The 25,130-nt window shown below is 34.0% G+C and carries 25 protein-coding genes and 2 tRNA genes; 18 read left to right on the top strand and 9 right to left on the bottom strand.

Translation table 11 applies throughout. The features are described from left to right. Positions 1-32 precede the first annotated feature (32 nt). The gene (locus Q0X52_RS01865; RefSeq protein WP_297574114.1) at positions 33-902 is read left to right on the top strand and encodes a D-amino acid aminotransferase; all 870 of its coding nucleotides are present in this window, start codon (positions 33-35) and stop codon (positions 900-902) included. A gap of 21 nt (positions 903-923) precedes the next feature. Here the strand turns inward: Q0X52_RS01865 and lolA are convergent, their stop codons facing one another. Further along, a complete protein-coding gene (lolA, locus tag Q0X52_RS01870) occupies positions 924-1,442 on the bottom strand; it encodes a LolA-like outer membrane lipoprotein chaperone (RefSeq protein ID WP_297574116.1) in 519 nt (172 codons plus the stop codon). 79 nt (positions 1,443-1,521) lie between these two features. On the opposite strand from lolA, the gene secA reads away from it, so the two are divergent. Next, positions 1,522-4,164 (top strand): preprotein translocase subunit SecA, encoded by a 2,643-nt coding sequence (gene secA, locus Q0X52_RS01875; RefSeq protein WP_297574118.1) that lies wholly within the window; start codon positions 1,522-1,524, stop codon positions 4,162-4,164. Then, complete coding sequence (locus Q0X52_RS01880; RefSeq protein ID WP_297574120.1) at positions 4,161-5,351, top strand: ABC transporter permease; 1,191 nt, start codon at positions 4,161-4,163, stop codon at positions 5,349-5,351. Before secA ends, Q0X52_RS01880 begins: the two co-directional genes overlap by 4 nt. A 9-nt stretch (positions 5,352-5,360) precedes the next feature. On the opposite strand, the gene Q0X52_RS01885 is transcribed toward Q0X52_RS01880, so the two are convergent. Then, complete coding sequence (locus Q0X52_RS01885; RefSeq protein ID WP_297574123.1) at positions 5,361-5,996, bottom strand: Crp/Fnr family transcriptional regulator; 636 nt, start codon at positions 5,994-5,996, stop codon at positions 5,361-5,363. A gap of 84 nt (positions 5,997-6,080) precedes the next feature. Between Q0X52_RS01885 and Q0X52_RS01890 the strand changes: the two genes are divergently transcribed. Genes Q0X52_RS01890 through Q0X52_RS01920 form a run of 7 tightly spaced genes read left to right on the top strand, consistent with a single transcriptional unit; the run spans position 6,081 to position 12,833 of the window. Continuing rightward, positions 6,081-6,824, top strand: a complete 744-nt coding sequence (locus Q0X52_RS01890; protein ID WP_297574125.1) for a class I SAM-dependent methyltransferase — start codon at positions 6,081-6,083, stop codon at positions 6,822-6,824. 3 nt (positions 6,825-6,827) lie between these two features. Next, entirely contained in the window at positions 6,828-7,466 is a 639-nt protein-coding gene (locus Q0X52_RS01895) for a cupin domain-containing protein (protein WP_297574127.1), read from the top strand. Between the two features lie 15 nt (positions 7,467-7,481). Beyond that, on the top strand, positions 7,482-9,347 hold the full coding sequence (locus tag Q0X52_RS01900) for a TonB-dependent receptor (protein WP_297574129.1): 1,866 nt from the start codon (positions 7,482-7,484) through the stop codon (positions 9,345-9,347). Between the two features lie 10 nt (positions 9,348-9,357). Continuing rightward, positions 9,358-10,320 (top strand): ABC transporter substrate-binding protein, encoded by a 963-nt coding sequence (locus tag Q0X52_RS01905; RefSeq protein ID WP_297574131.1) that lies wholly within the window; start codon positions 9,358-9,360, stop codon positions 10,318-10,320. Next, positions 10,317-11,123 carry an ABC transporter permease gene (locus tag Q0X52_RS01910; protein ID WP_297574133.1) on the top strand — a complete coding sequence of 269 codons (807 nt, stop codon included), beginning with the start codon at positions 10,317-10,319 and terminating at the stop codon, positions 11,121-11,123. The genes Q0X52_RS01905 and Q0X52_RS01910 overlap by 4 nt, the downstream gene beginning before the upstream one ends. Next, positions 11,120-11,818: an ATP-binding cassette domain-containing protein gene (locus Q0X52_RS01915; RefSeq protein WP_297574135.1), complete on the top strand. Its 699-nt coding sequence runs from the start codon at positions 11,120-11,122 to the stop codon at positions 11,816-11,818. Before Q0X52_RS01910 ends, Q0X52_RS01915 begins: the two co-directional genes overlap by 4 nt. Further along, positions 11,811-12,833 carry an NnrS family protein gene (locus Q0X52_RS01920; RefSeq protein ID WP_297574137.1) on the top strand — a complete coding sequence of 341 codons (1,023 nt, stop codon included), beginning with the start codon at positions 11,811-11,813 and terminating at the stop codon, positions 12,831-12,833. The genes Q0X52_RS01915 and Q0X52_RS01920 overlap by 8 nt, the downstream gene beginning before the upstream one ends. Positions 12,834-13,161: 328 nt before the next feature. Here the strand turns inward: Q0X52_RS01920 and Q0X52_RS01925 are convergent. The 3 genes from Q0X52_RS01925 to Q0X52_RS01935 form a co-directional block, all read right to left on the bottom strand. After that, a tRNA-Leu gene (locus tag Q0X52_RS01925) sits at positions 13,162-13,248 on the bottom strand. 35 nt (positions 13,249-13,283) lie between these two features. After that, complete coding sequence (locus Q0X52_RS01930) at positions 13,284-13,568, bottom strand: HU family DNA-binding protein (RefSeq protein WP_297574138.1); 285 nt, start codon at positions 13,566-13,568, stop codon at positions 13,284-13,286. Positions 13,569-13,701: 133 nt separating this feature from the next. Next, positions 13,702-13,778, bottom strand: a tRNA-Arg gene (locus Q0X52_RS01935). A 133-nt stretch (positions 13,779-13,911) separates the two neighbouring features. Here Q0X52_RS01935 and Q0X52_RS01940 point away from each other — a divergent pair. Continuing rightward, positions 13,912-15,375 (top strand): acetyl-CoA carboxylase subunit A, encoded by a 1,464-nt coding sequence (locus Q0X52_RS01940; protein WP_297574139.1) that lies wholly within the window; start codon positions 13,912-13,914, stop codon positions 15,373-15,375. Then, on the top strand, positions 15,368-15,541 hold the full coding sequence (locus tag Q0X52_RS01945; RefSeq protein WP_297574140.1) for a hypothetical protein: 174 nt from the start codon (positions 15,368-15,370) through the stop codon (positions 15,539-15,541). The genes Q0X52_RS01940 and Q0X52_RS01945 overlap by 8 nt, the downstream gene beginning before the upstream one ends. 526 nt (positions 15,542-16,067) lie before the next feature. Here the strand turns inward: Q0X52_RS01945 and Q0X52_RS01950 are convergent. The 4 genes from Q0X52_RS01950 to Q0X52_RS01965 all read right to left on the bottom strand — a co-directional run bounded on the left by Q0X52_RS01950 (position 16,068) and on the right by Q0X52_RS01965 (position 19,310). After that, entirely contained in the window at positions 16,068-16,688 is a 621-nt protein-coding gene (locus tag Q0X52_RS01950; protein ID WP_297574142.1) for a DedA family protein, read from the bottom strand. A 5-nt stretch (positions 16,689-16,693) separates the two neighbouring features. Then, positions 16,694-17,464: a MetQ/NlpA family ABC transporter substrate-binding protein gene (locus Q0X52_RS01955; RefSeq protein ID WP_297574143.1), complete on the bottom strand. Its 771-nt coding sequence runs from the start codon at positions 17,462-17,464 to the stop codon at positions 16,694-16,696. Between the two features lie 218 nt (positions 17,465-17,682). Continuing rightward, positions 17,683-18,354, bottom strand: a complete 672-nt coding sequence (locus Q0X52_RS01960) for a methionine ABC transporter permease (protein ID WP_297574144.1) — start codon at positions 18,352-18,354, stop codon at positions 17,683-17,685. Beyond that, on the bottom strand, positions 18,351-19,310 hold the full coding sequence (locus Q0X52_RS01965; RefSeq protein WP_297574146.1) for a methionine ABC transporter ATP-binding protein: 960 nt from the start codon (positions 19,308-19,310) through the stop codon (positions 18,351-18,353). Before Q0X52_RS01965 ends, Q0X52_RS01960 begins: the two co-directional genes overlap by 4 nt. A gap of 132 nt (positions 19,311-19,442) precedes the next feature. Between Q0X52_RS01965 and Q0X52_RS01970 the strand changes: the two genes are divergently transcribed. The 6 genes from Q0X52_RS01970 to Q0X52_RS01995 all read left to right on the top strand — a co-directional run bounded on the left by Q0X52_RS01970 (position 19,443) and on the right by Q0X52_RS01995 (position 24,969). After that, positions 19,443-20,090: a class I SAM-dependent methyltransferase gene (locus tag Q0X52_RS01970; protein WP_297574149.1), complete on the top strand. Its 648-nt coding sequence runs from the start codon at positions 19,443-19,445 to the stop codon at positions 20,088-20,090. Between the two features lie 122 nt (positions 20,091-20,212). Then, positions 20,213-22,159 (top strand): BCCT family transporter, encoded by a 1,947-nt coding sequence (locus Q0X52_RS01975; protein ID WP_297574152.1) that lies wholly within the window; start codon positions 20,213-20,215, stop codon positions 22,157-22,159. 66 nt (positions 22,160-22,225) lie between these two features. Beyond that, positions 22,226-23,191, top strand: a complete 966-nt coding sequence (gene waaC / locus Q0X52_RS01980) for a lipopolysaccharide heptosyltransferase I (RefSeq protein ID WP_297574154.1) — start codon at positions 22,226-22,228, stop codon at positions 23,189-23,191. After that, the gene (locus Q0X52_RS01985) at positions 23,181-23,672 is read left to right on the top strand and encodes a glycosyltransferase family 9 protein (RefSeq protein WP_297574156.1); all 492 of its coding nucleotides are present in this window, start codon (positions 23,181-23,183) and stop codon (positions 23,670-23,672) included. The genes waaC and Q0X52_RS01985 overlap by 11 nt, the downstream gene beginning before the upstream one ends. Before the next feature lie 100 nt (positions 23,673-23,772). Continuing rightward, positions 23,773-24,183, top strand: coding sequence for a glycosyltransferase family 9 protein (locus Q0X52_RS01990; protein ID WP_297574157.1), 411 nt, complete (start codon positions 23,773-23,775; stop codon positions 24,181-24,183). Positions 24,184-24,207: 24 nt separating this feature from the next. Continuing rightward, the gene (locus Q0X52_RS01995; protein ID WP_297574159.1) at positions 24,208-24,969 is read left to right on the top strand and encodes a glycosyltransferase family 25 protein; all 762 of its coding nucleotides are present in this window, start codon (positions 24,208-24,210) and stop codon (positions 24,967-24,969) included. Positions 24,970-25,130: the final 161 nt, after the last annotated feature.

Raw genomic sequence — 25,130 nt, forward strand, 5'->3', positions numbered from 1 at the left:
TACAATTTTACAAATTTAAATAAGGACAAAATATGGAAGATGTATTGGACGGTATAGTTTTTTTAAATGGTGACTACTGCGAGGCAAAGAGAGCAAAAGTGAGCGCTTTTGATAGAGGTTTTATCTTTGGCGATGGTATTTATGAAGTTGTGCCGATATTAAATGGCAAACTTGCCGATAGAGACAATTTTTGGCAAAGATTTGAGGCAAGCCTAAAAAAGATAGAGCTAAAACTTCCTATGTCAAACGATGAGATAGAAGAGATGCTTTATACTCTTATAGCAAAAAACAACATAAAAGAAGGCGGTGCTTATATAGAGATAACTAGAGGAGTGGCACCTAGAGAGTTTTGTTTTTTGGAGGGACTAAAGCCTACCTGTTTTGCCTTTGTCTATCAAAAGGATATTTTAAACAATCCTTTGGCAAATAGCGGTATTGAGGTAGTTAGCACTGAAGATATTAGATGGAAGAGAAGAGATATAAAGTCTATCTCTTTATTGGCACAGTGTTATGCCAAAACAAAAGCCCACAAAGCCGGTGCTTATGAGTCTTTTATGGTTGAAGATGGTTTTGTAACAGAGGGAAGCAGCTCAAGTGCCTTTATCATAAAAGATGACACTCTCATAACCAGAGCGCTATCAAATGAAATTTTACCAGGCATTAGGCGAAAGGTTATCTTAAATATTGCAAAAGAGAGTGGCTTAAAAATAGAAGAGAGAGCTTTTAGCATGCAAGAAGTTTATAGTGCAGATGAGTGCTTTATAAGTGCAGCAACTCTTATCCTACTTCCAGTAATCAAAGCAGACGGGAAGACAATAAATGGTGCAAAGATTGGAAAATATACAAAGCAAATAAGAGAAATTTATGCAAATAGGCTTAAAAAAGAGGTTGGACTTTTATAATCCAACTTCTTGCCTCTAAATTTACTGATATATTATGTCATAGCCATTTGGGATTTTTGGAGTAAAAATTTCAAAGTCGGTTATGGCTCTATCTTTTATAACATCTTTTAAATTTATAACAACATCATTATCAAGAGAGTCTCTATACCAAATTTTAACTGGCAAATTTGCACTCATCTTTACCTTATAAGTCACTCCCTCATAGGTGGCGCTATAAAGTGAGCTATCATCTCTATCTTGCTTTGCACTATGTAAGATTTCAATCAAATTTGGCATTTTATTCATCTTTGTGATGATTACTTGCTCTAACTCTGGCTCTATTATAGTAATTGTATTTTGCTGAAAATAAAACTTTTTTAGATATGGACTTTTGTAGTGCCAAAAGGCGTGATTTACATCTATGATAAAGCTCCCTTCATAGCTCAAAGAGGACTCTTTTGTGTTTACATTTTGTATAAAGTTGGCTCTTAGAGTTTTAAACTCAAGATTGCTTGCAAAAGAAAAAGCCATTACCGCCATCAACAAAACAATTTTTTTCATCTTAAATCCTTTAAATTTCATAACACTATTGTCTATTATATGTTAAAATCATTAATTAAAAAAATTTATAAGGTGTTATATGTTTAATATATTTAAAGCAATTTTTGGAACTAAAAACGACAGGATTGTTAAAAAATATGCAACTAAAGTTGCTAGTATCAATGCTTTAGAGCCAAAATATAAGAAGTTGAGTGATGATGAGCTAAAAGAGGCTTTTGCAACCATAAAAGATGAAGTAAAATCTGGCAAAAAAACTTTAGATGATGTGCTTTATGACGTCTTTGCAATAGTTAGAGAGACAAGCGTTAGAGTGCTTGATATGAGACATTTTGATGTGCAGCTAATAGGCGGTATGGTACTTCACGATGGCAATATTGCAGAGATGAAGACTGGCGAGGGAAAGACACTTGTTGCTTCACTGCCTGTAGTCCTAAACGCCATAACTGGTAAAGGGGTGCATGTTGTTACAGTAAATGACTATCTAGCCAAAAGAGATGCCAAACAGATGGGCGAAATTTATAGCTTTTTAGGACTTAGCACTGGAGTTATAGTTGGCGGAGAGTATGATGATGCCAAACGAAAAGCTGCCTATGACTGTGATGTTACATATGGAACAAACAATGAGTTTGGATTTGACTATCTTCGTGACAATATGAAATTTAGCATAGAAGATAAGGTCCAAAGAGAACATAACTTTGTAATAGTCGATGAGGTTGATAGTATCTTGATAGATGAGGCAAGAACTCCTTTGATAATCTCAGGTCCGACCAATAGGACATTAGATGGCTATGTTAAGGCAAATGAAGTTGCCAAAAAGCTCATCAAAGGCGAGCCTGCCAAAACCCCACAAGACAAAGCTACGGGCGATTTTACCATAGATGAAAAGAACAAAACCGCTATGCTAACAGAAGCCGGTATTCAAAAGGCTGAAGAGCTCTTTGGCGTGGATAACCTCTATAGCCTTGATAATGCCATTCTTAGCCACTATTTAGACCAAGCTTTGAAAGCAAACTATCTTTTTGTAAGAGATGTTGATTATGTTGTAAGAGATGGCGAGATAGTAATAGTTGATGAATTTACTGGACGACTAAGCGAAGGAAGACGTTTTAGTGAGGGACTTCATCAAGCTTTAGAGGCAAAAGAGGGCGTTAGAATTCAAGAAGAGAGCCAAACTTTAGCCGATATTACATTCCAAAACTATTTTAGACTCTATGACAAACTTGCAGGCATGACTGGAACTGCTCAAACAGAGGCAACAGAGTTTTCTCAAATTTATAACCTTGAAGTTATCTCTATTCCGACAAATGTCCCTGTTGTAAGAGCGGATAAAAACGATCTTATCTATAAAAGCGAAAGAGAGAAATACAATGCCGTTATAGAGGAGATAAAAAGAGTTCATGCTATTGGTCAGCCAGTGCTCGTTGGAACGGCCTCTATAGAAAAAAGTGAGATGTTGCACAAGCTTCTTACAGAGGCCAAAATTCCCCACTCTGTGCTAAATGCTAAAAACCACGAAAAAGAGGCACAGATCATCGCAGGAGCCGGTGCAAAGGGCGCTGTTACAGTAGCTACAAATATGGCTGGACGTGGAGTTGATATCAAGATAGATGATGAGGTGCGAAAACTTGGCGGACTTTATATCATAGGCACTGAAAGACACGAAAGTAGGCGTATTGACAACCAATTAAGAGGAAGATCTGGCAGACAGGGCGATCCTGGAGTTAGTAGATTTTATCTAAGTTTGGAAGATGCTTTGCTTAGGATTTTTGGAAGTGATAGGATAGTTTCTATCATGGAGAGACTTGGCATAAAAGAGGGCGAGAGTATCGAGTCCAAAATGGTTACAAGATCTGTTGAAAATGCTCAAAAAAAGGTTGAGAGCCTACATTTTGAGTCAAGAAAATATATCCTTGAGTATGATGATGTTGCAAATGAGCAGAGAAAGACAATTTATCGATATAGAAATGAGCTTTTAGATCCTAAATTTGATCTTAGTGAAAAGATAGATCAAAATAGACTCGACTATATAAAAACTACTTTATCTAGCATTGATATAGATGATGATGGTTTAAAAGAGGAGTTTGACTATAAGGCTATCATAAAGGCTTTTGAGACTGATTTGGGCGAAACACTTAACATAGATGAGTTAAAAAATATAAAAGATTACAATGAACTTGTCTTAAATATCGCAAAGACTCTAAAACAAAGATATGATGAGAAGATGTCTATTTTAGATGGCGAGCAGAGAAAAAATGTAGAAAAGATGCTCTATTTGCAAGTAGTTGATAAGGACTGGAGAGAACATCTCTATCAGATGGATATCCTAAAAACAGGTATCGGACTTAGAGGCTACAACCAAAAAGATCCATTAGTTGAGTATAAAAAAGAGAGTTACAATCTCTTTATGGAACTGGTAAATAGGCTCAAATGCGACAGCATAAGAACAATATATGCTATAAGATTTAAGACAAAAGAGGAGATTGAGGCAGAAGAGAGAGCCTATCAAGAGAGAGTTGCACTTCTTAAAGAGGAGCAAAAACGTCAAGAGATGGCTGCCAAAGAGAAGATAAGTGGCGGCGATGAGAGCGTTACAAAGCCTATAAGAGTTGAGAAAAAGATTGGTAGAAATGAACCTTGCCCTTGCGGAAGTGGCAAAAAATACAAAGAGTGTCACGGTAAAAGTGGCCCAAGAAAGGGCGTTTTTGCTAAGGAAAATGTTTGATTAGATATCTTTTGTTTAAATATTTGCGCTTCGATAAAACTCAGCCATTTATTACACTTTGTGCCATTTTGGCGTTTTTAGGTGTTGGAGTTGGGCTAACTGTCTTGATAGTGGCGATGGCTATTATGAATGGCTTTGACAAAGAGTTTGAGCACAAACTTTTTACTATGAACTATCCTTTGACCATCTATAGTGTTTATAAAGGTGGGCTAAATGACGATTTTTTACTAAAGGCAAGAGAGAAATTTACCACTTTGAAATTTAGCCCCTATATTAGCTCGCAAGCCATCTCAAGAAGTGGCAGCCATTTGGAGGGCGGACTTGTTTTTGGTGTCAATATAAAAGATGAGATAGAGATAAATAGCGTCGTAAAAGATGGTATAGAGAGGGCAAATTTAGACAACTTTGGCATTTTGATAGGCAAAGGTTTGATGGATGAGTTTTTGCTTGGTAATGGCGATAAACTAACACTCATCTTTACAAGCGCCGATCCAAGTGGTTTTTCGCTTATTCCAAAGATGAAGAGATTTGATGTAAGGGCTAGTTTTTCTTCTGGACTTATTGCTTATGATAAGAGCTATCTTTATGTTGATATAAAAGATCTCGCAAAGGTTCTTGGATATAAGGAAGGTTTTTATGATGGGCTGCATGTTTATTCTTCTAAGCCATTTGATGATATTACAAAGATAAGAGAGTTTTTGCCAGATAATTTAAAAGTAGTTGGTTGGTGGGAGCAAAATGGCAATTTTTTTGAAGCTTTGGCACTTGAAAAAAGGGCGCTTTTTATAGTTTTGATGTTGATAATATTGGTTGCAAGCCTAAATATAATTAGCTCGCTTTTGATGAATATTATGAACAGACGACAAGAGATTGCACTTCTTCTTTCGCTTGGCGCATCTAAAAAAGAGATAAAAAAGGTCTTTTTCGCACTTGGTTCCATCATAGGAGGTGGCGGTATTGTCTTTGGACTGATTTTGGGACTTTTGGCTGTTTTTCTTCTTGGAAGTTTTGATATCATCGATCTTCCAGCCGATGTCTATGGCAGCTCAAGACTTCCATTGGAGCTTTCACTAAAAGATCTCTTTATGATAGTTTTTGGAGCTATTGTTATAGTCTTTATCTCGTCCTATTATCCAGCATATAAAGCAACAAAAATAGATGTGCTTGACACTTTAAGAAATGAATAGCTTTGAAATTTAACTCTCATTAAGCCAAATTTCTCTATTTTTTATCTTTATAATACCCTCTTTTTCCATGAGATAAAACTCTCTTGAAAGTGCAGATCTATTGCAAGATAGGTATTTTGCTAGGTCTTCTTGATTGAAAATGGGTTTTATCAAATTTGAACCAGTTTTCTCCCTTTCGCTGTTTAAAAAGAGTAAAATCCTATCTCTAAGATGTGTTTTCGAGTAGATATTTAGCTTAAATGAGAGATGACTCATAAATTTATTTAGATCTTTTATTAGGTTTTGCATAAAGATAGTTTTGTGTTGGCAGTTTCTTTTATTGTCATCAAAAATTGTCCCAATATCCATAGAGATCAAAGTAGATTTTCTCTTTGTCCTTAAAAACCGCTTATCACTTTTGCCAAAGTCATAGACCAAACTATCCCCAGCCATAAGTCTATCGTCAATTATCTCCCTTTTTTCCAAAGAGATGATATCAACAACGCCATCTTTTAGAAGCAGTGCCTTAAAGTCTTGGCTTAGATCATACAAATAGATATTTTTATCAAAAGTAAAAACTCTATACTCTATGCAATTTAGGATTTTTTTGATCTCATTTTCATCAATTCCAGCAAACAGAGAGGAATTTTTAAAAAATTCTATCATCTTTTAACCTTTTGTTGCTGTAGCAACTAATAATTGTTATCAAATTTATTATAATTATACCAAATTTAATTTGAAAGGATAGATATGAGCAGTAGAATTTTGGGTCATACTTTTATGAAAAATTTAGGCAGAACCAAACTTAGACCAGGTGGTGGAGTTACTACAAAGTGGCTTTTAAATGAGGCAAACATTCAGCCAAGCAGCAAAATTTTAGAAGTAGGCTGCAACCACGCAGACAATATAATTGGCATATATAATGAGTATAAGTGCGATGTAAAGGCCATAGATTTGGATGATGAAGCGTTGCAGGAGTGCAGACAAAACTTAAATTTATTAGGCTTTGAAAAGGAGATTGAAGTTTTTAATATGGACGCTAAAGATCTAAAATTTCCAGATGCGACTTTTGATATCGTCATCAATGAAGCAATGCTTACTATGTTAAATCCAAACGACAAAAAAAGAGCTGTTTTAGAATATCACAGAGTTTTAAAGCAAGACGGACTTTTACTAACTCACGACATCGCAATAGTAGATAGCTCTATAAAAAAAGAGCTCTCACAATCTGTCAATATGAACACCTATCCACTTACAAAAGAGGATTGGTTTTCGTTGTTTGAATCAAATGGTTTTAAGGTGCAAAGTTTTAAAATGGGTAGGTTTCTTTTACTAGATAAAGAGACAATTATCAAAGATGAGGGCGCCATAAATGCTGCTAAGTTTTATAAAAATGCACAAAAAGAGGAGAACAAAGAGCAATTTGCTAAAATGCTAAAAGCCACAAGCAACAAAAGCATAAACTACATAGCAATTGTTTCAAAAAAAATATAAAATATGAGAAATTTAGTTATTGGCAAAAAGTTTTGCCTAACAAAAGAGCTGCCTCATGTAAGGCACCAAACTATCTCTAAAAGGCTTAGCTCCAAATTTGACATCTCTCTTTTTTATATGGATGAAAAGACAGATATTAGCACAGAGCTTTATTGTGAGTATAAATTTTATCTCATCTTAAAGGGCGAGGTTTTGATAGCAAAAAAGCGCCTTAAAGTTGGCGATAGTTTGGTCTGTCTTCCTATGGAGCCATTTTGTATAGAGGCTATTAAAGAGACTATTTTTTTAGAAATTACAATAAATTTAACGGAGGAAAAGATGAAAAACTTAGAAAAAGGTAGAGTCATTGAACTTAAAAATATGATTGATTATGTAGATGGTGCCATCTCAAATTTGGATATTGCTAGCACAAAAAATATGAAAATGATGCTTATGGCTTTTGACGCCAATGAGGGACTAAAGCCTCACTCTGCGCCAGGAGATGCATTGGTTGTGCCTTTGGAGGGTAGAGCCAAAGTTATGGTTGGGGATGAGGAGTTTGAGATAGGAGAGCAAGAGCAAATTGTGTTTCCTAAAAACATCAAGCACAATGTAACAGCCATAACGAAATTTAAGATGATGTTAGTTTTGGTTATAGACTAAATTATGAGTTTAACTATGAAAAGAGCAGTTTTACTATCACTAACGCTTAGTTCTATTTTGATGGCTGAGAATTTAGCCAGCACAACTCAAGTTGGCCCGTTAAAGAGCTTTGCACCGCCAAAGCCCATAGCGCCAAATATAGCGCAAGGTTATATGGTGGAAAATCAATTTGATCGTCCAAATCGCCAAGACTATTTTTCCACTTCAAGTTTGGTTTATAGAAATTTAGATAAGTTTCATATAAGTTCGGGAGTTTATGGAAAAAGTTTTTACAATTCAGCGCTTTTTAAATACCGCGGTGGCAACTTCTATACAAATCTAAACATCAACCATACAAAGGCAAATAGCTACAAAGATGGCGGCGGCAACAGAGTTTGGTTTGGATATGAGAGATTTAATCAAGCTGTTGTTTTGGGCTATCTACCAAATGAGTTTTTGGAGCATAGGTTGGTTTTTATACATGATAATATTGATGATGACAAACAGCCGCACAACCCAGCAGACGCCATCAAAACAGAAAGATATATCACCAAATTTAAGACAAGAGTTGGCGAGCAGGATTTAAGCAATACAGTGCTTTTTGACTTAAGCCATATTCACCTAAAAAGAGAGTCCAACAACTTTTCTTTAAGAAAGGCAGCTAAAAATAAAGTTTTTGTTGATGTAGGACGCGATATTTATGAATTTTTACTTAGCTATGAGAGAGATTTAGATAGTTTTCACAACAGCTTTGGAGGCAGCTTTGCCTATGATGATCACATCGCAAAAAGATATCTAAAGGCACCAAATAGGGATATTTTAAATGGATATCGCTTTCCAGATATTGTGCAAAAAACATATAAAATTTACAACTCTACAAGCTATGAGCCAAGCCAAAATCATAAGTTTTCTTTAGGTTTTGAATATATCCACAACGACGCTAAGGCGAAGAAATTTGACGCAATGATACCAAATCCCAGAGTTAGTGGCACTTTTTTTCCAAGCCCAAAGGCTTTATGGAGACAAACTTATGGAGTTGATTTTGATGGTAGCATAAAACAAAATCTCTTTAACGTGAAATTTAAATATGATTTTAGGCCTTTGAATTTGGAAAGCTATAGTGTTGAGTTAGCTAGGATTTCAAGACTTCCTAGCAATCCAGAGAGATTTTCAGCGCTTTTTGCTCCAGCAATACCACAAAACTCCAAGATTAGCAATCCGCACTTAGAGCCTGAGATTCACAACTTCATCAAATTTAGCTTCGATGTCAAAAGTAAATTTTACAAAAGTTATTTAGACTCATTAAATAGAGTTGGACTAAACTTTGGCGGATACGTTATGGCAGACAAGGTAAAGGACTTGATTATTTTTGATAGAGCAAGAGGTCAGAGCGGAGTTGTTGCCAAAAATGGCGGAATAGTTACTAGAAATGTTGATGCGACCATATATAGCACAAACTTATATACAAAGTTAAATTTCACTCCAAATTTTGCCACTTCACTAAATCTTTCCTACAAATATGGACAAAACGACGATGACAAAAGAGCGCTCTATCAAATCCGCCCATTTGAAGCGCTTTTAAATTTGGATTATATGGATTATGCCACTTTTGGTAGCTATAATATAGGCTCTGCCATTAGATATGTTACAAAGCAAAATAGAGGCGATTTTGATAAAAAAACAGGGCTTGGGATTGATAACAAAAATAGTGATTTTACCACTCTTGATCTCTACGCCGGAGTTAATGTCAGAGATAAATTTGGCCTTAGGTTGGGTGTGAATAATATTTTTGATAGAGAGTATGCTGAGTTTATTACAGGTGAGCATGTTGAGGCTTTGGATAGTGCGACTATAAATGCTCCAGGGAGAGTCTTTTATATGAGTTTTCACGCAAGTTTTTAAAGGATATTTTATGAAAAGAAGAGAGTTTTTGACCACTAGTTCGGCTTTGATGGCAACTATGTTTGCACCAAATTTATTTGCCAAAGAGAATTTTACTATTTATGGTGCACCTGCACTTCCAAGCATAGTAATAGCGGTTGCACTTTTGCAAGGCAAGATAAATAGGGAAGTTAGCACAAGCTTAGAAATTTGGAAAAACCCAGATCAGCTTAGAGCAGGCGTTGCAAGCGGTAAATTTAAAGTGATGATGAGCCCTTCAAATGTAGCTGTAAATTTAAGAAATCAAGGGCAAAATATCGCGATGTTTAACAACCTAACAAATGGCATAAATAGGCTTATGGTAAAGGACAAGAGTATAAAAGCTCCAGAGGATCTAATTGGCAAAAAGCTCATAATGCCCTTTAAAAACGATATGCCAGATATTGTCTTTAGGGCGCTTTTTAGAAAGCTAAATATTGATATCTCCAAGATAGATATCTCCTATGCAGCGACGCCACCAGAGGCTGTTACGCACTTTTTGACAAAAGATTATGATGCGACTTTTTTGCCAGAACCAATGGCAAGTGTAACTATTCTTAGAGGCAAACAAAGAGGTCTTTCCATCTACAAAGCATTTGATTTTTTGGATTTTTGGGTTGAAGCCTTTAAGACAAAGCCGCTAATTCCGCAAGCAGGCATTATTGTAGATGTGGATTATTATGATAAAAACAGAGCTCTGTTTGATATCTTGCAAAGCGATTTGGAAGATGCGCTAAAGTGGATTATGAATAACAAACAAAGCGCTGCAAACATTGGCTCAAGTTACCTACCAGCGCCTGTTCCAGCGATTGCTCAAAGCTTAGAAAGTCCAAATTTAAGTGTAACTAGAGCAAGAGATATCAAAGACGAGGCGATGAAATTTTTTGAAATCATTATGGAGTTCAATCCAAAGCTAATCGGCTCAAAACTGCCAGATAAGAGCTTTTTTATATGATAAAAATAGATGGCATAGCAAAAGATCGCCATCCAATTATAAGGGTATTTGACTATCTTTATAGCGGATTTTTAAGTATCGGAGTTATTTTTGTCTTGATAGGGGTTTGGAAGTTTGTTAGCTTAAATTTAAATGAATTTTTACTTCCAAGTCCCGAAAAGGCATTTAAAAGAGCCTATTTTCTTATCTTAAATTTCAAAGAAAATGAGATAGATGTGACATTTTATCGTTTTTTCTTTGGATTTTTTATCTCATCGATAATTGGCATAACTCTTGGTTTAATTGCAGGTTGCTTTAAAACTATGAGAGTCTTTTTAAGACCAATAATCTCTATTTTACTATCAATGCCGCCGATTGTTTGGATAGTAATGGCACTTTTTTGGTTTGGGTTTGGCGATGTTAGCACGCTTTTTACCACTATTTTGGTAACAACGCCACTAACATTTGCAAACACACTTTTGGGCGTTGTTAGCATAAGCAAAGAGAGCGCTGAAGTCTTTAAGGCTTATAAATTGGGCTTTTTAAAAAAGCTTAAGTTTCTCTATGTGCCACATCTTTTGCCATATATTTTGTCTAGTTTAAGCCTAGCTGTTGCTGTTGCTGTTAAGATAACAATTATGGCAGAACTTTTGGGCTCAAATAGCGGCATAGGGGCGAAGATAGCCGATGCAAGAGTTATGTTAGATAGTGTCGATACAATGGCATTTGTCCTAATAATCCTACTCTTTAGCGCCTTTATCGAGTATCTAGTTATTAAGCCACTCTCAATAATCCTAATACCGTGGCAAAAAGAGCTAAAATGAAAATGATTGAAGTTAGAAATTTAAGATATGATATTTTAAATGAAACAATTATAAAAGATTTTAATTTTCAAATGAAAAGTGGAGAAATTTATACTCTATTTGGAGCCTCAGGTTGTGGAAAGACGACGCTTTTAAGGCTAATTAGCCAGTTAGAAAAGCCTAAAAAAGGTGAGATAATAAACCAATTTGAAAAAACTACCTATCTTTTTCAAGAAAATCGCCTCTTAAACAACTTAAATGTTTTAGAAAATATCAGATTGTGTGCAAGCGATGTTGGCGATGATGAGATATATTATCACTTAAAAATGGTCGGTTTTCAAAAAAGAGATCTATATAAATATCCAAATGAGTTAAGTGGCGGCATGGCAAAAAGAGTTGCTTTTATGAGAGCATATCTATCAAAGCCCGATTTAATGCTTCTTGATGAGCCATTTAGCGGACTTGATATGGACTTAAAAAATTTGCTAGTAAATTTAATAATCCAAAAAGTAGAGAAAAAAGAGCTATCTTGTATTTTGGTAACTCATGATAGATTTGAAGCTGTTTTGCTTAGCCATAAAATCAACTTTTTGACCAAAAAAGGAATGAAAGTTTATAAAATTTTAGAGATTGAGCAAAGTCTTAAAAACAGAGATATGGCTTTTATACAAAACGTTATAAATAACGAATTTAAGGAAACAATCTACTATGACTAGATATTTTGATAACTCAATGAAACTATTTTATATCTCATCTTGCGTTGCTATGATGCTAGGGGTCTGTTTTGCCTTGGCAAAGATGGATATCTATAAATTTATCTTTTTGCATATTGCACCAGCTTTTGCATATAGCGGCTTTTTGCTAACTGCCCTAAAGTCGTGGCATAACTACACAAAATCCCTATTTTTAGTGAAAATAACCTTTTATTTTGCCATTTTGTTAGCTTTGATTTTATCTTTTTTTGCACTAAATTTATCATATTTGTTGCTTGGAGTCTTTTGGCTTAGTTTTGCCATTGTTGCACTATTTTTGATGATAAGAGATGGCAATTTAGCAAACATTAGCATAACTTTTAGCCTTTTTAGCTTTTTTTTGGTTGAAGTTTTGCTCTTTTTAAACTATGATGAGAAATTTAGTGAGCTTTTTTTACATTTAAACTTAATTTTACTTTTGATTGTTGGCTTTAAAATTAGCTTAGTCATCGCAAACAAGGCATTAAAAGAGATAAAAGATGCAGTTTTTATACCAAACTTTATCGATAAAAACCTAGCTATCTTTTTTATTTTTTTATATATGATAGCTTTTTTATATGATAAAAGTGTTTCAGGCTATTTTGCCATAGCGGTTGGACTGGTTCTTTTTGCTAAACTGCGTGAGCTTTTTTATCTCATTTTACTTAAGAAGGCATATGTTTTTATCTATTTTTTAATAACACTTTTTATGGCGATAGGTTACTTTGGGCTTGGAGTTTGTGAGCTATTTTTAGCTAACTTTAGAGTGTGGATGATAGATTTTTTATATCTCTCATCAGTTGTGGCTATGTTTCTTTTTATCTTCAATGTCACCTCTCTTTTGCATAGTAAAGAAGAGTTAAGTTTTACAAACTCAACTAAATTTAGCTTTTTAGCTCTCTTTTTGAGCGCTATTTTGGGAAACTTTTTATACTTACAAGCTCTCTTGCTTATCACAAGCTTACTTATCTGTATAACAAATCTTAAAAATATCAAATGAAAGCAGAAGTTGGATTGGCAAGAGCGGCTTTATTAAATCAAAACTGTATAACTTGGTGCCAGTGTTAAAACATACTAAATGTAAGCCACAGTTACTATCTATACTAAAAGATTTAAATTTCTTATCATTAAGACATTTAAGCTTTTTAACTTGAGTAAATGTTAGCGTTGCCATTTTATTTGCTTTTATACTTTAGTGGTTTTAGTTATACAATTTTATTGTAAATATGAAGCAATATAAAAAGAATAGCAGTAAATAAAAATAATGGTTAAAATACCCATTCTAGCGGCTGAAAAGAATTAAAAAGAATTGATTAAGAAATCTGTGATGGTGCCCAGAGCCGGAATCGAACCGGCACGGAGTTGCCTCCGCCAGATTTTGAGTCTGGTGCGTCTACCAATTTCACCACCTGGGCATAGCAGAGGGAAAATCCCTCTGTTTTAGAAGTTATTATTTTTTTGAGGCTGCAACAGCGTCTTTAAGTTGCTTACCAACTTTAAATTTCACTACATTTGTAGCTGGTGATTTGTAAGTTCTATTTGTTCCTGGAACTTTACCTTCTCTAGCAGCTCTTTTTGCAGTTGAAAATGAGCCAAAGCCTATAAAGCTAACTGTTTTTTTCTCAATCAAAGCCTCAGTTATGGCCTCTAATGTCGCATCAATAACGCTTAGTGTATCTTTCTTTGAAAGACCAGCTTTTTGAGCAACGACTTGAACGAATTCAGCTTTTTTCATAAATAATCCTTTAAATTGGTTTGTGGTGGTATTTTACAATACTTTTTTTAAAAATACAATACTTTTTTTACTAAAATAAGCTGTTTGTGCTACTTTTTGAGCTATTTTGTAATAAAACAGACAAATTTAAAGGTGGTACGCCCTAGAGAATTCGAATCTCTGACCTTTTGAACCGCAATCAAATGCTCTATCCAGCTGAGCTAAGGGCGCACGATTAAATTGAAAGAGTGATTGTAGCTAAATATAACTTAAGATTTCCAAAAACTAAAATTTAAAGCCAATTAAACTTTTCATAAACTATATTATAATATCATCTTACACTAGCTAAAGAAAAGGTAGAGATATGATCCATAAAATACTAATTGCAAATAGAGGCGAGATTGCTGTAAGGATAGTAAGAGCGTGCAGGGATTTGCATCTAAAAAGCGTTGCTATCTATACAAAGCCTGATGTTGATTGTCTGCATGTAAAAATAGCCGATGAAGCATATGAGATAGGAGTTGATCCAATTCGTGGATATTTGGACTCAAAGCGGATAGTAGAGGTTGCAAAGGCGTGTGGAGCAGATGCGATACATCCAGGCTATGGCTTTTTGAGTGAGAATTATGAGTTTGCAAAAGAGGTTGAAGATGCGGGACTTATCTTTATAGGTCCAAAGTCCGACGTCATAAGAAAGATGGGCAACAAAAACATAGCAAGGTATCTTATGAAGCGAAATGGCATACCGATAGTCCCAGGAACAGAGAAGCTAAATCACGAAGATATCGAAACCGTTAAAAAATATGCACAACAAATTGGCTATCCAGTCATACTAAAGGCAAGTGGTGGCGGTGGCGGCAGAGGCATACGAGAAGTTTGGAAAGAAGAGGATCTTGAAAAATCTTTAGAGTCTTGCAAAAGAGAGGCGGTGGCTTTCTTTAACAATGATGAAGTTTTTATGGAAAAGCTTGTAGAAAATCCAAGACACGTTGAGTTTCAAATCATTGGCGACAACTATGGCAACATTATCCATCTTGCAGAGAGAGATTGCTCCATACAAAGAAGACACCAAAAAATCATCGAAATCGCCCCTTGCCCAACCATCAGCGAGAACCTACGAAAAACAATGGGAGTTACTGCAGTTGCCGCAGCTAAGGCTGTTGGATATACCAATGCTGGAACGATTGAGTTTTTGCTTGATGACTATAACAATTTTTATTTTATGGAGATGAATACAAGAATTCAAGTAGAGCATGGCGTAACTGAAGAGATCACAGGAATTGACCTTATAGTCCGCCAAATCCGCATAGCTGGTGGCGAGATACTTGATATTGAGCAAAGCGACGTTAAGCCTCAAGGCTTTGCAATAGAGGCTAGAATAACAGCTGAAAATGTTTGGAAAAACTTCGCACCAGCGCCAGGAACTATCACAGAGTATTATCCAGCGCTTGGACCAAGCGTTAGAGTCGATAGTCACATCTACAAAGATTACACTGTGCCGCCATTTTATGACTCACTTTTGGCAAAACTCATTGTAAGAGGAACTAGCTATGATCTAGTCATTAGCAAGCTTGAGAGGGCTTTGGAGGAATTTACCATTGAGGGTATTAGAACTACGATACCATTTTTGTTGGCGATTAGCAGGGGAAGGGACTTTAGAAGAGGCTTTTTTGATACCTCCTATATAGAAAAAAATATGACCTCACTTCTAGCCAATACCAAAGATGAAGACATCACCAACCCAGATGAGACGATAGCTGCCATAGCGGCCGCCATTAGAAGACTAAAAGAGCAAAGAGCACAAAAAGAGGCAGGCAAAGATGAATGATTTTTTCAATGACTTAAAAGAGATAAAAAAAGAGCTTGAGAAAAAAGAGTCAAATCTGGCAAAAAAAGAGGCCAAAGAGAGCTCCAATCAAACAGAGAGCAAATACCAAAGGGAAGAGCGGTTAAAGAGTGAGTTTATCGAGTATATGAAAAGATTTGGCAAGTGAGTTGCAGCTGTTAAATTTGAAGCTTTTGCGGCTCTGTAAATTTAAGAGATGATTATCTTTTGAAATTTAAATAGTTTTTTATATATTTAAGCTTTTTATAACTACGTAAATTTAGCTTTTATCTTTTTAAATTTCAATGTGAGTTTATATATTTAAATTTTTAGTGGCTTCGTAAATTCAACCGATAGCTCAAATTTAAGAGTTTGAGATTTAAATAGTTTTTTATACATTTGAAACTTTCTTGACTCTGTAATAAGAGAGATTGGCTTTTGAAATTTAAATAGATTTTTATAAATTTAAAGTCTTACTGCCTTTTGAAATTTAGCCAGTTTTATCTAAATTTAGATGTTGTGTTTATATGCTTAACTTTGACAGCTCTCTAAATTTAATCAGTTTTGACTATAAATTCAATTATAACTCAAATTTAAGAGTTTGAAATTTAAATAGTTTTTTATACATTTGAAACTTTTGTGGCTTTGCAGATAAGATAAATTATCTTTTGAAATTTAAATAGGCTTTTATAAGTTTAAAGCCTTGGTGGCTTTTTAATTTTAGCTCTTTTTCTTATGTAGTAGAGATATATAAGAGAGATTATGATGATAAAAACAAAAAGAAGCAGTGTTATGTAGATAATGTTTTCTTTTATGAGCTCTTTATTGTCGCCTATAAAGTAGCCAAGTCCAAGAAGTATAGCCACCCATATGCCAGCTCCAAGAGTTGTAAAGAGTGAAAATCTCAAGATATTCATCCTAGCAAGTCCTGCAGGAAGACTTATGTATTGACGTATGCCAGGTATTAGCCTGCAATTAAATGTAGAAATTTCGCCATGTCTGTAAAAAAACTCTTCAAATTTAGCCATTTTAGCGGGCGTTATGCCGACATATCTGCCATATTTTTCTATAAGCGCTCGTCCAAAAAAATAGCATAAAAAGTAGTTAAAAAGTGCTCCAAAAAGCGATCCTAGTGTCCCTGCAAAAAAAGCAAGATAGATATTCATTTTGCCTTGATGAGCAAGATACCCAGATGGTATCATTGCTACTTCGCTTGGAAATGGAAAAAATGAGCTTTCCAAAAACATCATAATAAATATGCCGATATAGCCCCAGCCATGGACCAGATCGACTATAAAATTTATTATCTCACTCATTTTGCTTAAAATACTGGAATTATAGTTCCGTTGTATTTTGTCTCGATAAACTTCTTCACAGTTTGGCTTGTCATTGCCTCATTTAACGCCTTTATCTTTGCACTCTCTTCATTTCCTCTTTTTACAGCTATGATGTTGCTATATGGACTTTCGCCACTTTCTATAGCAAGTGCGTCTTTTAGAGGGTTTAGTCCTGCATTTATTGCAAAGTTTGTGTTGATAACTGAAAGCGTAGTATCGCCCAAAGTTCTAGGGAGCTGAGCTGCCTCTATCTCTATAAATTTGAGATTTTTAGGATTGTCTGTGATATCTTTTGGTGTTTTTAGGCTATTGTTGTTTAGTGAAATTATCTTTATAGCCGCCAAAAGCTCCAAAGCTCTACTTTCGTTGGTTGGGTCGTTTGGAATGGCAACTTTATCGCCATCTTTAAGCTCACTTACATTTTTTATCTTTTTAGAATAAACTCCCATCGGTTCTATATGAACCTTTACTGTTGCAACCAAATCAGTCTTTTCTCTAGCGTTAAACTCTTCAAGATATGGAATGTGTTGATAGTAGTTTGCATCAAGTTGTCCATCTTGCAAAGCCTTGTTTGGTATGATGTAGTCATTAAAAACTCGAATCTCAAGCTCATAACCTTTCTCTTTCAATAGAGGTTTTGCAGCCTCCAAAATCTCTGCATGTGGGATAGGTGAAGCACCTACTACAATCTTTTCTGCAGCATTTAAGGTTACAGCTAAACTAAAAGCCAATATCAATCTAAATAAGCTTTTCATACTTTCTCCTTTTTAAGCTTAACCATCTTCTAAATTTATCTACTCATATCCTCTTTGTGTGGAAAATTTGATATGGTGGATAAATTTAGAGTGGCAAATTTATCCACAAAGAGCCAAACTCTCTGTGGAGTTGAGATTTTAGCAAAAAGAAAATAAATGCAAAGTAAATGAAACTTTACAAAAAGTTTTAAATTTGTAAAAACTTGCCAAATTTAGAGCTATTTTTTTGTTATTTTGTAGAGAAAATCCCCGCTACTTTGGATGATCTGAACTATTATAAGCAAAACTACAACAGCGATATAGAGTATCTCGCTATCAAAGCCGTTATATCCTCTGTTTATGGCAACTGCACCAACACCGCCTCCTCCAACAACTCCAGCCATAGCAGAAAAGCCAACTATAACAATAAGTGTCATGGTAATATCTGAGATGATACTAGGAAGTGCTTCTACAAACATTACTTTAAAGATGATTTGCATATCGCTTGCGCCAAAGCTCTTCGCAGCCTCGATTATACCAGGATCGACCTCTTTAAAAGAGCTCTCTATAAGCCTTGCGATAAAGGGCATTGCACCTATTGTTAGTGGAACTATAGTTGCGGTTGTGCCAAGATTGGTGCCAATGATTAATTTAGTAAGCGGCGCTATAGCGATGATTAGTATGATAAATGGAAAAGATCTCAAAGTGTTTGTAAAGATATCCAAAACTCTGTAGAGCTTTTTGTTTGGATAGAGCCCATCTTTTGCACTAACGATAAGCAAAATTGCAAGCAAAAGTCCAAAAGCAAAGGCTATAAAGGTAGAGACAAAGCACATATAAAGTGTCTCAAAAATAGCATATGGAAATTGATCTAGAAATTTATCATAAATTCTTACTGCAAATTCTCTCATCTTACAACCTCCCAAATAACCCCACTTTTTTGCAAAAATCCGCACACCTCTTCTTTGTCGCTCTCTTTTATATTTATAACCAAAATTCCAAGCACATCTTCCCCAAGCTTCTCGATTCGTCCCCAAACTATGTTAAAGTCCCTATCAAGCGTCCTTGCCATTGTAGTGATGACAGTGTCAAAAGCTACCTTTTTTGGAAAATAGAGCCTTATATTTGTGCCAGTAGTTGGCAAAATCTCCTCTTCGCCCAAAAACTCACGCATATTTTCATCCGGCTTTAAAAAAAGCTCACTAATCTCACCGCTATTTGTAATGACGCCATTTTTTAAAAGAACAGCTCTATTTGCAATGTTTTTGACAACTTCCATCTCATGAGTTACCAAGACTATCGTTATGCCAAATTCTTTGTTTACTGTCTTTAAAAGCTCTAAAATTTGCTTTGTAATGCTTGGATCAAGCGCTGAAGTTGCCTCATCTGAAAGTAAAATTTTGGGATTTAGTGCTAAGGCTCTAGCTATTGCAACGCGCTGTTTTTGTCCGCCAGAAAGTGCCATAGGATAGAACTCTTTTTTATCACTAAGCCCAACAATCTCTAAGAGCTCATCAACTCTTTTTTTGCTATAAGTTTTGTCATAACCCCAGAAATTTAGTGGTGTTGCGACATTTTCAAAGACAGTTTTTCTACTCATCAAGGCAAAATTTTGGAAAATCATACCGATATTTTTTCTAAGCTCTCTTAAATCCTTGCCTTTTAGCTCTTTTATCTCTACGCCACCAACTTTTAGGCTTCCATCTTGATACTCTTCAAGTCCGTTTATACAACGAAGTAGGGTGCTTTTGCCAGCGCCACTATGTCCAACAAGGCTAAAGATCTCACCTTTTTTAATATCAAAGTTGATATCTTTCAAAACCTCCGTTTTGCCGTAACTTTTGCTTAAATTCTTAACTTCTATCATCTAGCAGATACTTTTGTTAAATTTATCAAACTCTTCCTCCAAATGCTTTGTGTAGATAAATTGTTTATAAAATGGCTATAATCATAGCTGAATTTGATAAATAATTTTAAACAATTTTTAAAGGAACTAACGATGCAAATTGGAGATAGCGAAGTTTTGCAAAACAGAAGTCAAGTTAAATTTCCAGATGGAGATGAAGGAATAAAAACCTTAAAAAGAATGAATGAAGTTCATAACGAGGGTGCTTTGTGGGCTATTTCTAAAATAAATTTAGATGAAAATAAACAATTAAATATTTTAGATATTGGTTGTGGCGGCGGACAAAATTTACTAAATTTAAGCATTAAATTTAAAAACTCAACGCTTTTTGGCATTGATTATTCGCCAACTAGTATAAATTTAAGTGCTGAAATTTGCAAAAATTTAGTGGTTAATAAAAGACTTTGTTTGAATATTTCAGATGTTCATAAAATGAGTTTTAGTGACAGCAAATTTGATTTAGTAACTGCTTTTGAAACGCTTTATTTTTGGGAAAATTTAGACATTGCATTTAATGAGATAAAAAGAGTTCTTAAAAAAGATGGCAAATTTATGATATTTTTAGAAGGCACTACAAAACAAACACTTGAAAAATGGGAAAATTTAGGCGAGGGGATTAAACTTAAAAATAAATTAAATCCAACTGAGGTTAAGGAAATTTTAAATAAAAATGGCTTTTTAAATGTTGAAATTTACCAAAAAGATAAAAGTGAAAAAACTTGTTTTATAGCAAAAGTGTAAATTTGCTAAAAGTCACGATATATGGTCTTTTAAGCTATTTTTAAAAAAAGAGTATTTTATTAATATTTTATAAATATTTACTTAACTTTTATAGAGTATATCCTTTAACAAAGGAGAAATATATGAATTTTAAGTTTAAAAAAGCCTATAATCCAGCGGTTTTTTATCCATCGATTATAGTGCTTTTTATAGTTTTAAGTATATGTTTGGTCTTTCCTGCATCTACTTTAAAAAACCTTAAAGCAATCCAAAGCTATCTAACAACTAATTTTGGATGGTTTTATGTTTTAAGTGTTGCTTTAATTTTCTTTTCAATGCTATTTTTAATGATATCTAGATTTGGAAATATAAAACTTGGAAGCGATCACTCAAAACCTGAGTATTCAAATTTAGCATGGTTTGCTATGCTTTTTGCAGCAGGAATGGGAATTGGACTTATGTTTTTTGGAGTTGGTGAGCCACTAATGCACTATCTTGCTCCACCATCGGCAGATCCTCAAACCATAGAAGCTGCAAAACAAGCTATGAAACTTACATTTTTTCACTGGGGATTTAACGCTTGGGCAGTTTATGGCATAGTTGCTATAATACTAGCTTATTTTGCTTACAGGCACAATCTTCCACTTACATTAAGATCTGCTTTTTATCCAATAGTTGGAGATAAAATTTATGGAAGATTTGGGGATGTAATTGATATTTTAGCTGTACTTGCTACACTTTTTGGTGTTACAACTTCTCTTGGATATGGAGTTTTACAAATAAATGCTGGTTTTAACTATCTTTTTGGCATAGAAATGACTACAAATATTCAAATTATAACAATACTAATAATAACAATTTTCGTAACAATCTCTGCAACAAGTGGTGTTGATAAAGGCATAAAAATTTTAAGTCTTTCAAATATATTTTTAGCATTTTTATTTGTAGCTTTTATATTTATTTTGGGAAATACAACTGGGCTTTTAAAATCACTAGTCGAAAATACAGGAAACTATCTAACATCTTTCATAGGTGATAACTTCAACCTTTTTGCTTATGAGAAAAAAAATGAAAATTGGCTTGGTGGTTGGACGCTTTTATACTGGACTTGGTGGCTTTCTTGGTCGCCATTTGTAGGACTATTTATAGCTAAAATTTCACGCGGAAGGACTATAAGAGAATTCGTTGTTGGAGTGCTTTTAGTTCCATCTGGATTTACATTTTTATGGATGACTGCTTTTGGAAATAGCGCAATAGAGCTTGTGAATGAGGGCTTTGCTAGACTTGCAGATGTAACAAATGGGGATGTCTCACTAGCTTTATTTGTATTTTTAGAAAAATTTCCATTAACAAGTGTGCTATCTGGTATTTCAGTTTTAATGATATGTCTATTTTTTATAACTTCGGCTGATTCATCTGCTATGGTTATAGATATGCTTTGCTCACGCGGGAAAGATAGAACCCCTGTTTGGCAAAAGATATTTTGGTGTGTTTTAATAGGTATTATCGCAGCTGTTTTACTCTATACTGGCGGACTTGATGCACTTCAAACTATGACTATCATCTCAGCACTTCCACTTTCTATAGCACTACTTGGCTGTATGTATGGGCTTTTTAAAGCTTTAAGAGTTGATTATGAGAAAAGTTACACAAGAAGCATTTTCAATCTCCCAACAGGACTTACTAGCTCAAAAAGATGGCAAGATAGACTTAAAAATATTATTGATACGCCTAATAAAGATGATGCAAGAGATTTTTTACTTGAAGTTGCAGAGCCTGCGTTTAATGAAATTTGCGATGAGTTTATAAAAAATGGACTAAAAGCAAGAGTGGAAAAAATAGGCATAAATGGAAAAATTAATATCCATGTTGGAATGGGTGAAGACACAGACTTTATCTATGGTGTAAAAATTATAAAAACTCAAACTCCTGATTATGCTATGAGCGATAACTACTATAGAGCTGAAGTTTATCTCTTTGAAGGCGGTCAAGACTATGATGTAATTGGTTGGAGCAAAGAAGCTTTAATAAACGATGTGATAGATCAATATCACAAACATATGTATTTTTTATACAAAACAAAAAGATAGTAGTTTAAAATTTATTTTTTAATTTTATTTTGGTAGAATAACTCAAAAATTGATAAGAGATAAGATATGAAAATAGCGATAATTAGGCTCTCAGCTCTTGGCGATATCATTCAAGCTACGATTGTATTGCAGTTTATCAAAAAGCACTATCCAGACGCTACGATAGAGTGGATTTGTGAAGAGCGATTTAGTAGAGTTCTTAAAAATCATCCGCTTATAAATGAGACGATTAAGCTAAACTTAAAAGATAAAAATTATCTAAAAAGTATCAAAACTCTTCTAAAGGCTAGAAAAAGGGGCTATGACTTGGCTATAGATCTGCAAGGTTTGATTAAGTCAGCACTCGTTGCAAGGATAGTTTGCAAAAATGTTGTTGGCTTTGATAAATTTAGCTCAAGAGAGGGACTTAGCTCGCTTTTTTATAGTAAAAAATTTATGATTGATTATAATGAAAATATTATCATTAGAAATCTCTTTCTTGTGGCATTTGCGCTTGATTTTAAAGTTGATAAAGATGAGATTTTAAACAAAGCGCAGTGTTTTAGCACAAAAGAAAAGATAGTTAAAAACCGCGTTTTGATAGCCCCTTTTGCAAGTGAAGCAAGCAAAATTTATACTAAATTTAACCTAGTTATTGATGAGATTGATACGGATGAAATTTATATCTGCTATGGCAACGACGATGAGAAGCAAAGGGCACTAGCCATCACAAAGACTACAAAGGCTAAGTTGCTTGAGAAGATGAGCCTTGATGGGCTTGTGGAGTTTGTTTCTAGTTGCGCTTTGACGATAGGTAATGACAGCGCCATAACTCATCTTGCTTGGGCACAAAATAGGGCTTCTATAACGCTTTTTGGCAATCGCCCTAGCAAAAGAAACTCCTTTTTAACACCATTTAATCTCACTATCGATACTGGCAAAAAGATCGACGCTTTTAAGATAGATAAGAGCGACTTTTGCATAAATGAGATTGATCCAAATTTGGTAGCTAAGATGGCAAATGAACTTTTAAGGAAAATAGATGAAAAATGATATGAAAATATGCGTTATTATGCTTGGGCTTTTTGGCGATGTTTTGGCTAGAACACCGATTTTACAAAGTTTAAAGGAGAGGTATCCAAACTCAACTATAACAGCTATTGCAGATCCAATAGGCAAAGAGATTTTGGAAAACAACCCTTATGTAGATGAGATATTTTCTATAAATAGAAAAAGAGATTCACTTTTTAACTATATTTTGGAAAAAATTAAAACACAGTTTAAAATAATTGCTAAAAGATTTGATTTGATTATAGACCTTTATAATGGTAGCTCTTCAAGAGCTATGACAAATTTATCATTTGCCAAAAGAAAGGTTAAAAATAGAAAAAATAGCAACATTTACAACTTTAAAAATATATCCAATATGACAAATACACTTTATGAGATGATTTCTGAGATTCAATTTACAAATTTAAATACTATGCCGCAGTATTACTTAGCTGAAAATCATACTGCACGAGAGAGAGAGTAAAAGCAGCTATCTCCTTTCACTTGGTTCAGGTGATTTAAGAAAAATTTTAAGCTTTGATAAAACATATAAATTAATCAAACATATTTATGAAAATTACGGCTTGATTCCAGTCATAGTTCAAAACCCAGGTCAGGAATTTTTACAACAAGATTTAATAGATAGTTTTTTAGCGCCAAACAATATCCCCTATATCGCACTCAATAAAAAAAGTATTGACGAGTTGGCAAATTTATTAAAAAGTGCTAAATTTATCATCGTTCCTGATACTGGACTTTTACACCTCTCTTTTGCTATGAGAACTCCGGCGTTTTGTGTCTTTACTCATACAAATCCAGTCTATGTTTTACCAGAAGATAAAGACTATATTTTTGGATATAGCTATAAGATAAAAGAGCCAAAAGAGCTTGATGATAATGGCATTTTAAACTGCACAAAAGATATTGAATTTAACGCTATAAAAAATGATTTTAATAAGTTTTATGAAAATTTTAAAACACAAAATCAAATATAATTAAAAATACTTAAGGAAAACCAAATGAAAATTTTTGTTATAAATTTAGAGAAAGATAGTCTTAAAAAAGAAGCTTTTATTAAAAATTTTAATAAATTTAATCTTGATTATGAATTTATAAAAGCTGTTTATGGAAAAGGACTAAGTGAATATGAATTAGATAAACTTGTATATGATTACAAAAATAGCTTTATAACTCTTGGTGAGGTAGGCTGTGCTTTAAGTCATTTAAAAATTTATCAAAAAATGATAAATGAAGATATCAAATATGCACTAATACTAGAAGATGATGCACTATGCTCTGATGAGTTTTTAAAATATCTAAATCAAATTGAACAGTTTTTAAAAACTAAAAAAGACTATGAGCTAGTTTGTATGATGTATAAAACGGATGAGTATTTTAAAAATTTAACCATAAAAATAAGTGATAATATAAATATATATAAATTTGCAAAAGGCACAGGAGCTTATGGATATATCATCACCAAAGAAGCAGCTAAAAAACTAATCAAAATAAACACACCACTTATTTTAGAGGCTGATTGCTGGGTTCAGTTTTTTAAGATGGATAGGCTTAAAATTTACTGCTTGGATAAAAATATAATTGAAACAAACGACCCATTTGGAATAAACTCATCCATAGGACAGCAAAGACATACACTAGGCAAACAAAAATCAAGAGCAAGAAAGAAAAGGCTTAGGAAATTTGGTGGAATAAAATATCTAATAAATGGCTTGTATTATAGATTAGTCTATAAAGTATTTAATCGTTCTATAGGCAATTAGGGATTTTTTACTTTTTTGCTCTCTTTTTTTAAAGATGAAAGAACTTAGTTTTGAGATAGACTATGAAAGCATAATAAATAGATATTTAGAACTTTCATCAAATTTCTAGTTTAAAACAAAACTTATAAAATTAAGTAAAAGGCTTTGATTCTTACTATGGC

The organism is uncultured Campylobacter sp. (assembly GCF_947255105.1).
In the GTDB taxonomy this organism is placed as follows: Bacteria; Campylobacterota; Campylobacteria; order Campylobacterales; family Campylobacteraceae; genus Campylobacter_B.

What these genes read in the sequence shown, in the direction of transcription:
- Q0X52_RS01865 (WP_297574114.1), top strand. Translation starts at nt 33, where the DNA reads ATGGAAGATGTATTGGACGGTATAGTTTTTTTAAATGGTGACTACTGC.
- lolA (WP_297574116.1), bottom strand. Translation starts at nt 1,442, where the DNA reads ATGAAAAAAATTGTTTTGTTGATGGCGGTAATGGCTTTTTCTTTTGCA.
- secA (WP_297574118.1), top strand. Translation starts at nt 1,522, where the DNA reads ATGTTTAATATATTTAAAGCAATTTTTGGAACTAAAAACGACAGGATT.
- Q0X52_RS01885 (WP_297574123.1), bottom strand. Translation starts at nt 5,996, where the DNA reads ATGATAGAATTTTTTAAAAATTCCTCTCTGTTTGCTGGAATTGATGAA.
- Q0X52_RS01890 (WP_297574125.1), top strand. Translation starts at nt 6,081, where the DNA reads ATGAGCAGTAGAATTTTGGGTCATACTTTTATGAAAAATTTAGGCAGA.
- Q0X52_RS01895 (WP_297574127.1), top strand. Translation starts at nt 6,828, where the DNA reads ATGAGAAATTTAGTTATTGGCAAAAAGTTTTGCCTAACAAAAGAGCTG.
- Q0X52_RS01900 (WP_297574129.1), top strand. Translation starts at nt 7,482, where the DNA reads ATGAAAAGAGCAGTTTTACTATCACTAACGCTTAGTTCTATTTTGATG.
- Q0X52_RS01905 (WP_297574131.1), top strand. Translation starts at nt 9,358, where the DNA reads ATGAAAAGAAGAGAGTTTTTGACCACTAGTTCGGCTTTGATGGCAACT.
- Q0X52_RS01910 (WP_297574133.1), top strand. Translation starts at nt 10,317, where the DNA reads ATGATAAAAATAGATGGCATAGCAAAAGATCGCCATCCAATTATAAGG.
- Q0X52_RS01915 (WP_297574135.1), top strand. Translation starts at nt 11,120, where the DNA reads ATGAAAATGATTGAAGTTAGAAATTTAAGATATGATATTTTAAATGAA.
- Q0X52_RS01920 (WP_297574137.1), top strand. Translation starts at nt 11,811, where the DNA reads ATGACTAGATATTTTGATAACTCAATGAAACTATTTTATATCTCATCT.
- Q0X52_RS01930 (WP_297574138.1), bottom strand. Translation starts at nt 13,568, where the DNA reads ATGAAAAAAGCTGAATTCGTTCAAGTCGTTGCTCAAAAAGCTGGTCTT.
- Q0X52_RS01940 (WP_297574139.1), top strand. Translation starts at nt 13,912, where the DNA reads ATGATCCATAAAATACTAATTGCAAATAGAGGCGAGATTGCTGTAAGG.
- Q0X52_RS01945 (WP_297574140.1), top strand. Translation starts at nt 15,368, where the DNA reads ATGAATGATTTTTTCAATGACTTAAAAGAGATAAAAAAAGAGCTTGAG.
- Q0X52_RS01950 (WP_297574142.1), bottom strand. Translation starts at nt 16,688, where the DNA reads ATGAGTGAGATAATAAATTTTATAGTCGATCTGGTCCATGGCTGGGGC.
- Q0X52_RS01955 (WP_297574143.1), bottom strand. Translation starts at nt 17,464, where the DNA reads ATGAAAAGCTTATTTAGATTGATATTGGCTTTTAGTTTAGCTGTAACC.
- Q0X52_RS01960 (WP_297574144.1), bottom strand. Translation starts at nt 18,354, where the DNA reads ATGAGAGAATTTGCAGTAAGAATTTATGATAAATTTCTAGATCAATTT.
- Q0X52_RS01965 (WP_297574146.1), bottom strand. Translation starts at nt 19,310, where the DNA reads ATGATAGAAGTTAAGAATTTAAGCAAAAGTTACGGCAAAACGGAGGTT.
- Q0X52_RS01970 (WP_297574149.1), top strand. Translation starts at nt 19,443, where the DNA reads ATGCAAATTGGAGATAGCGAAGTTTTGCAAAACAGAAGTCAAGTTAAA.
- Q0X52_RS01975 (WP_297574152.1), top strand. Translation starts at nt 20,213, where the DNA reads ATGAATTTTAAGTTTAAAAAAGCCTATAATCCAGCGGTTTTTTATCCA.
- waaC (WP_297574154.1), top strand. Translation starts at nt 22,226, where the DNA reads ATGAAAATAGCGATAATTAGGCTCTCAGCTCTTGGCGATATCATTCAA.
- Q0X52_RS01985 (WP_297574156.1), top strand. Translation starts at nt 23,181, where the DNA reads ATGAAAAATGATATGAAAATATGCGTTATTATGCTTGGGCTTTTTGGC.
- Q0X52_RS01995 (WP_297574159.1), top strand. Translation starts at nt 24,208, where the DNA reads ATGAAAATTTTTGTTATAAATTTAGAGAAAGATAGTCTTAAAAAAGAA.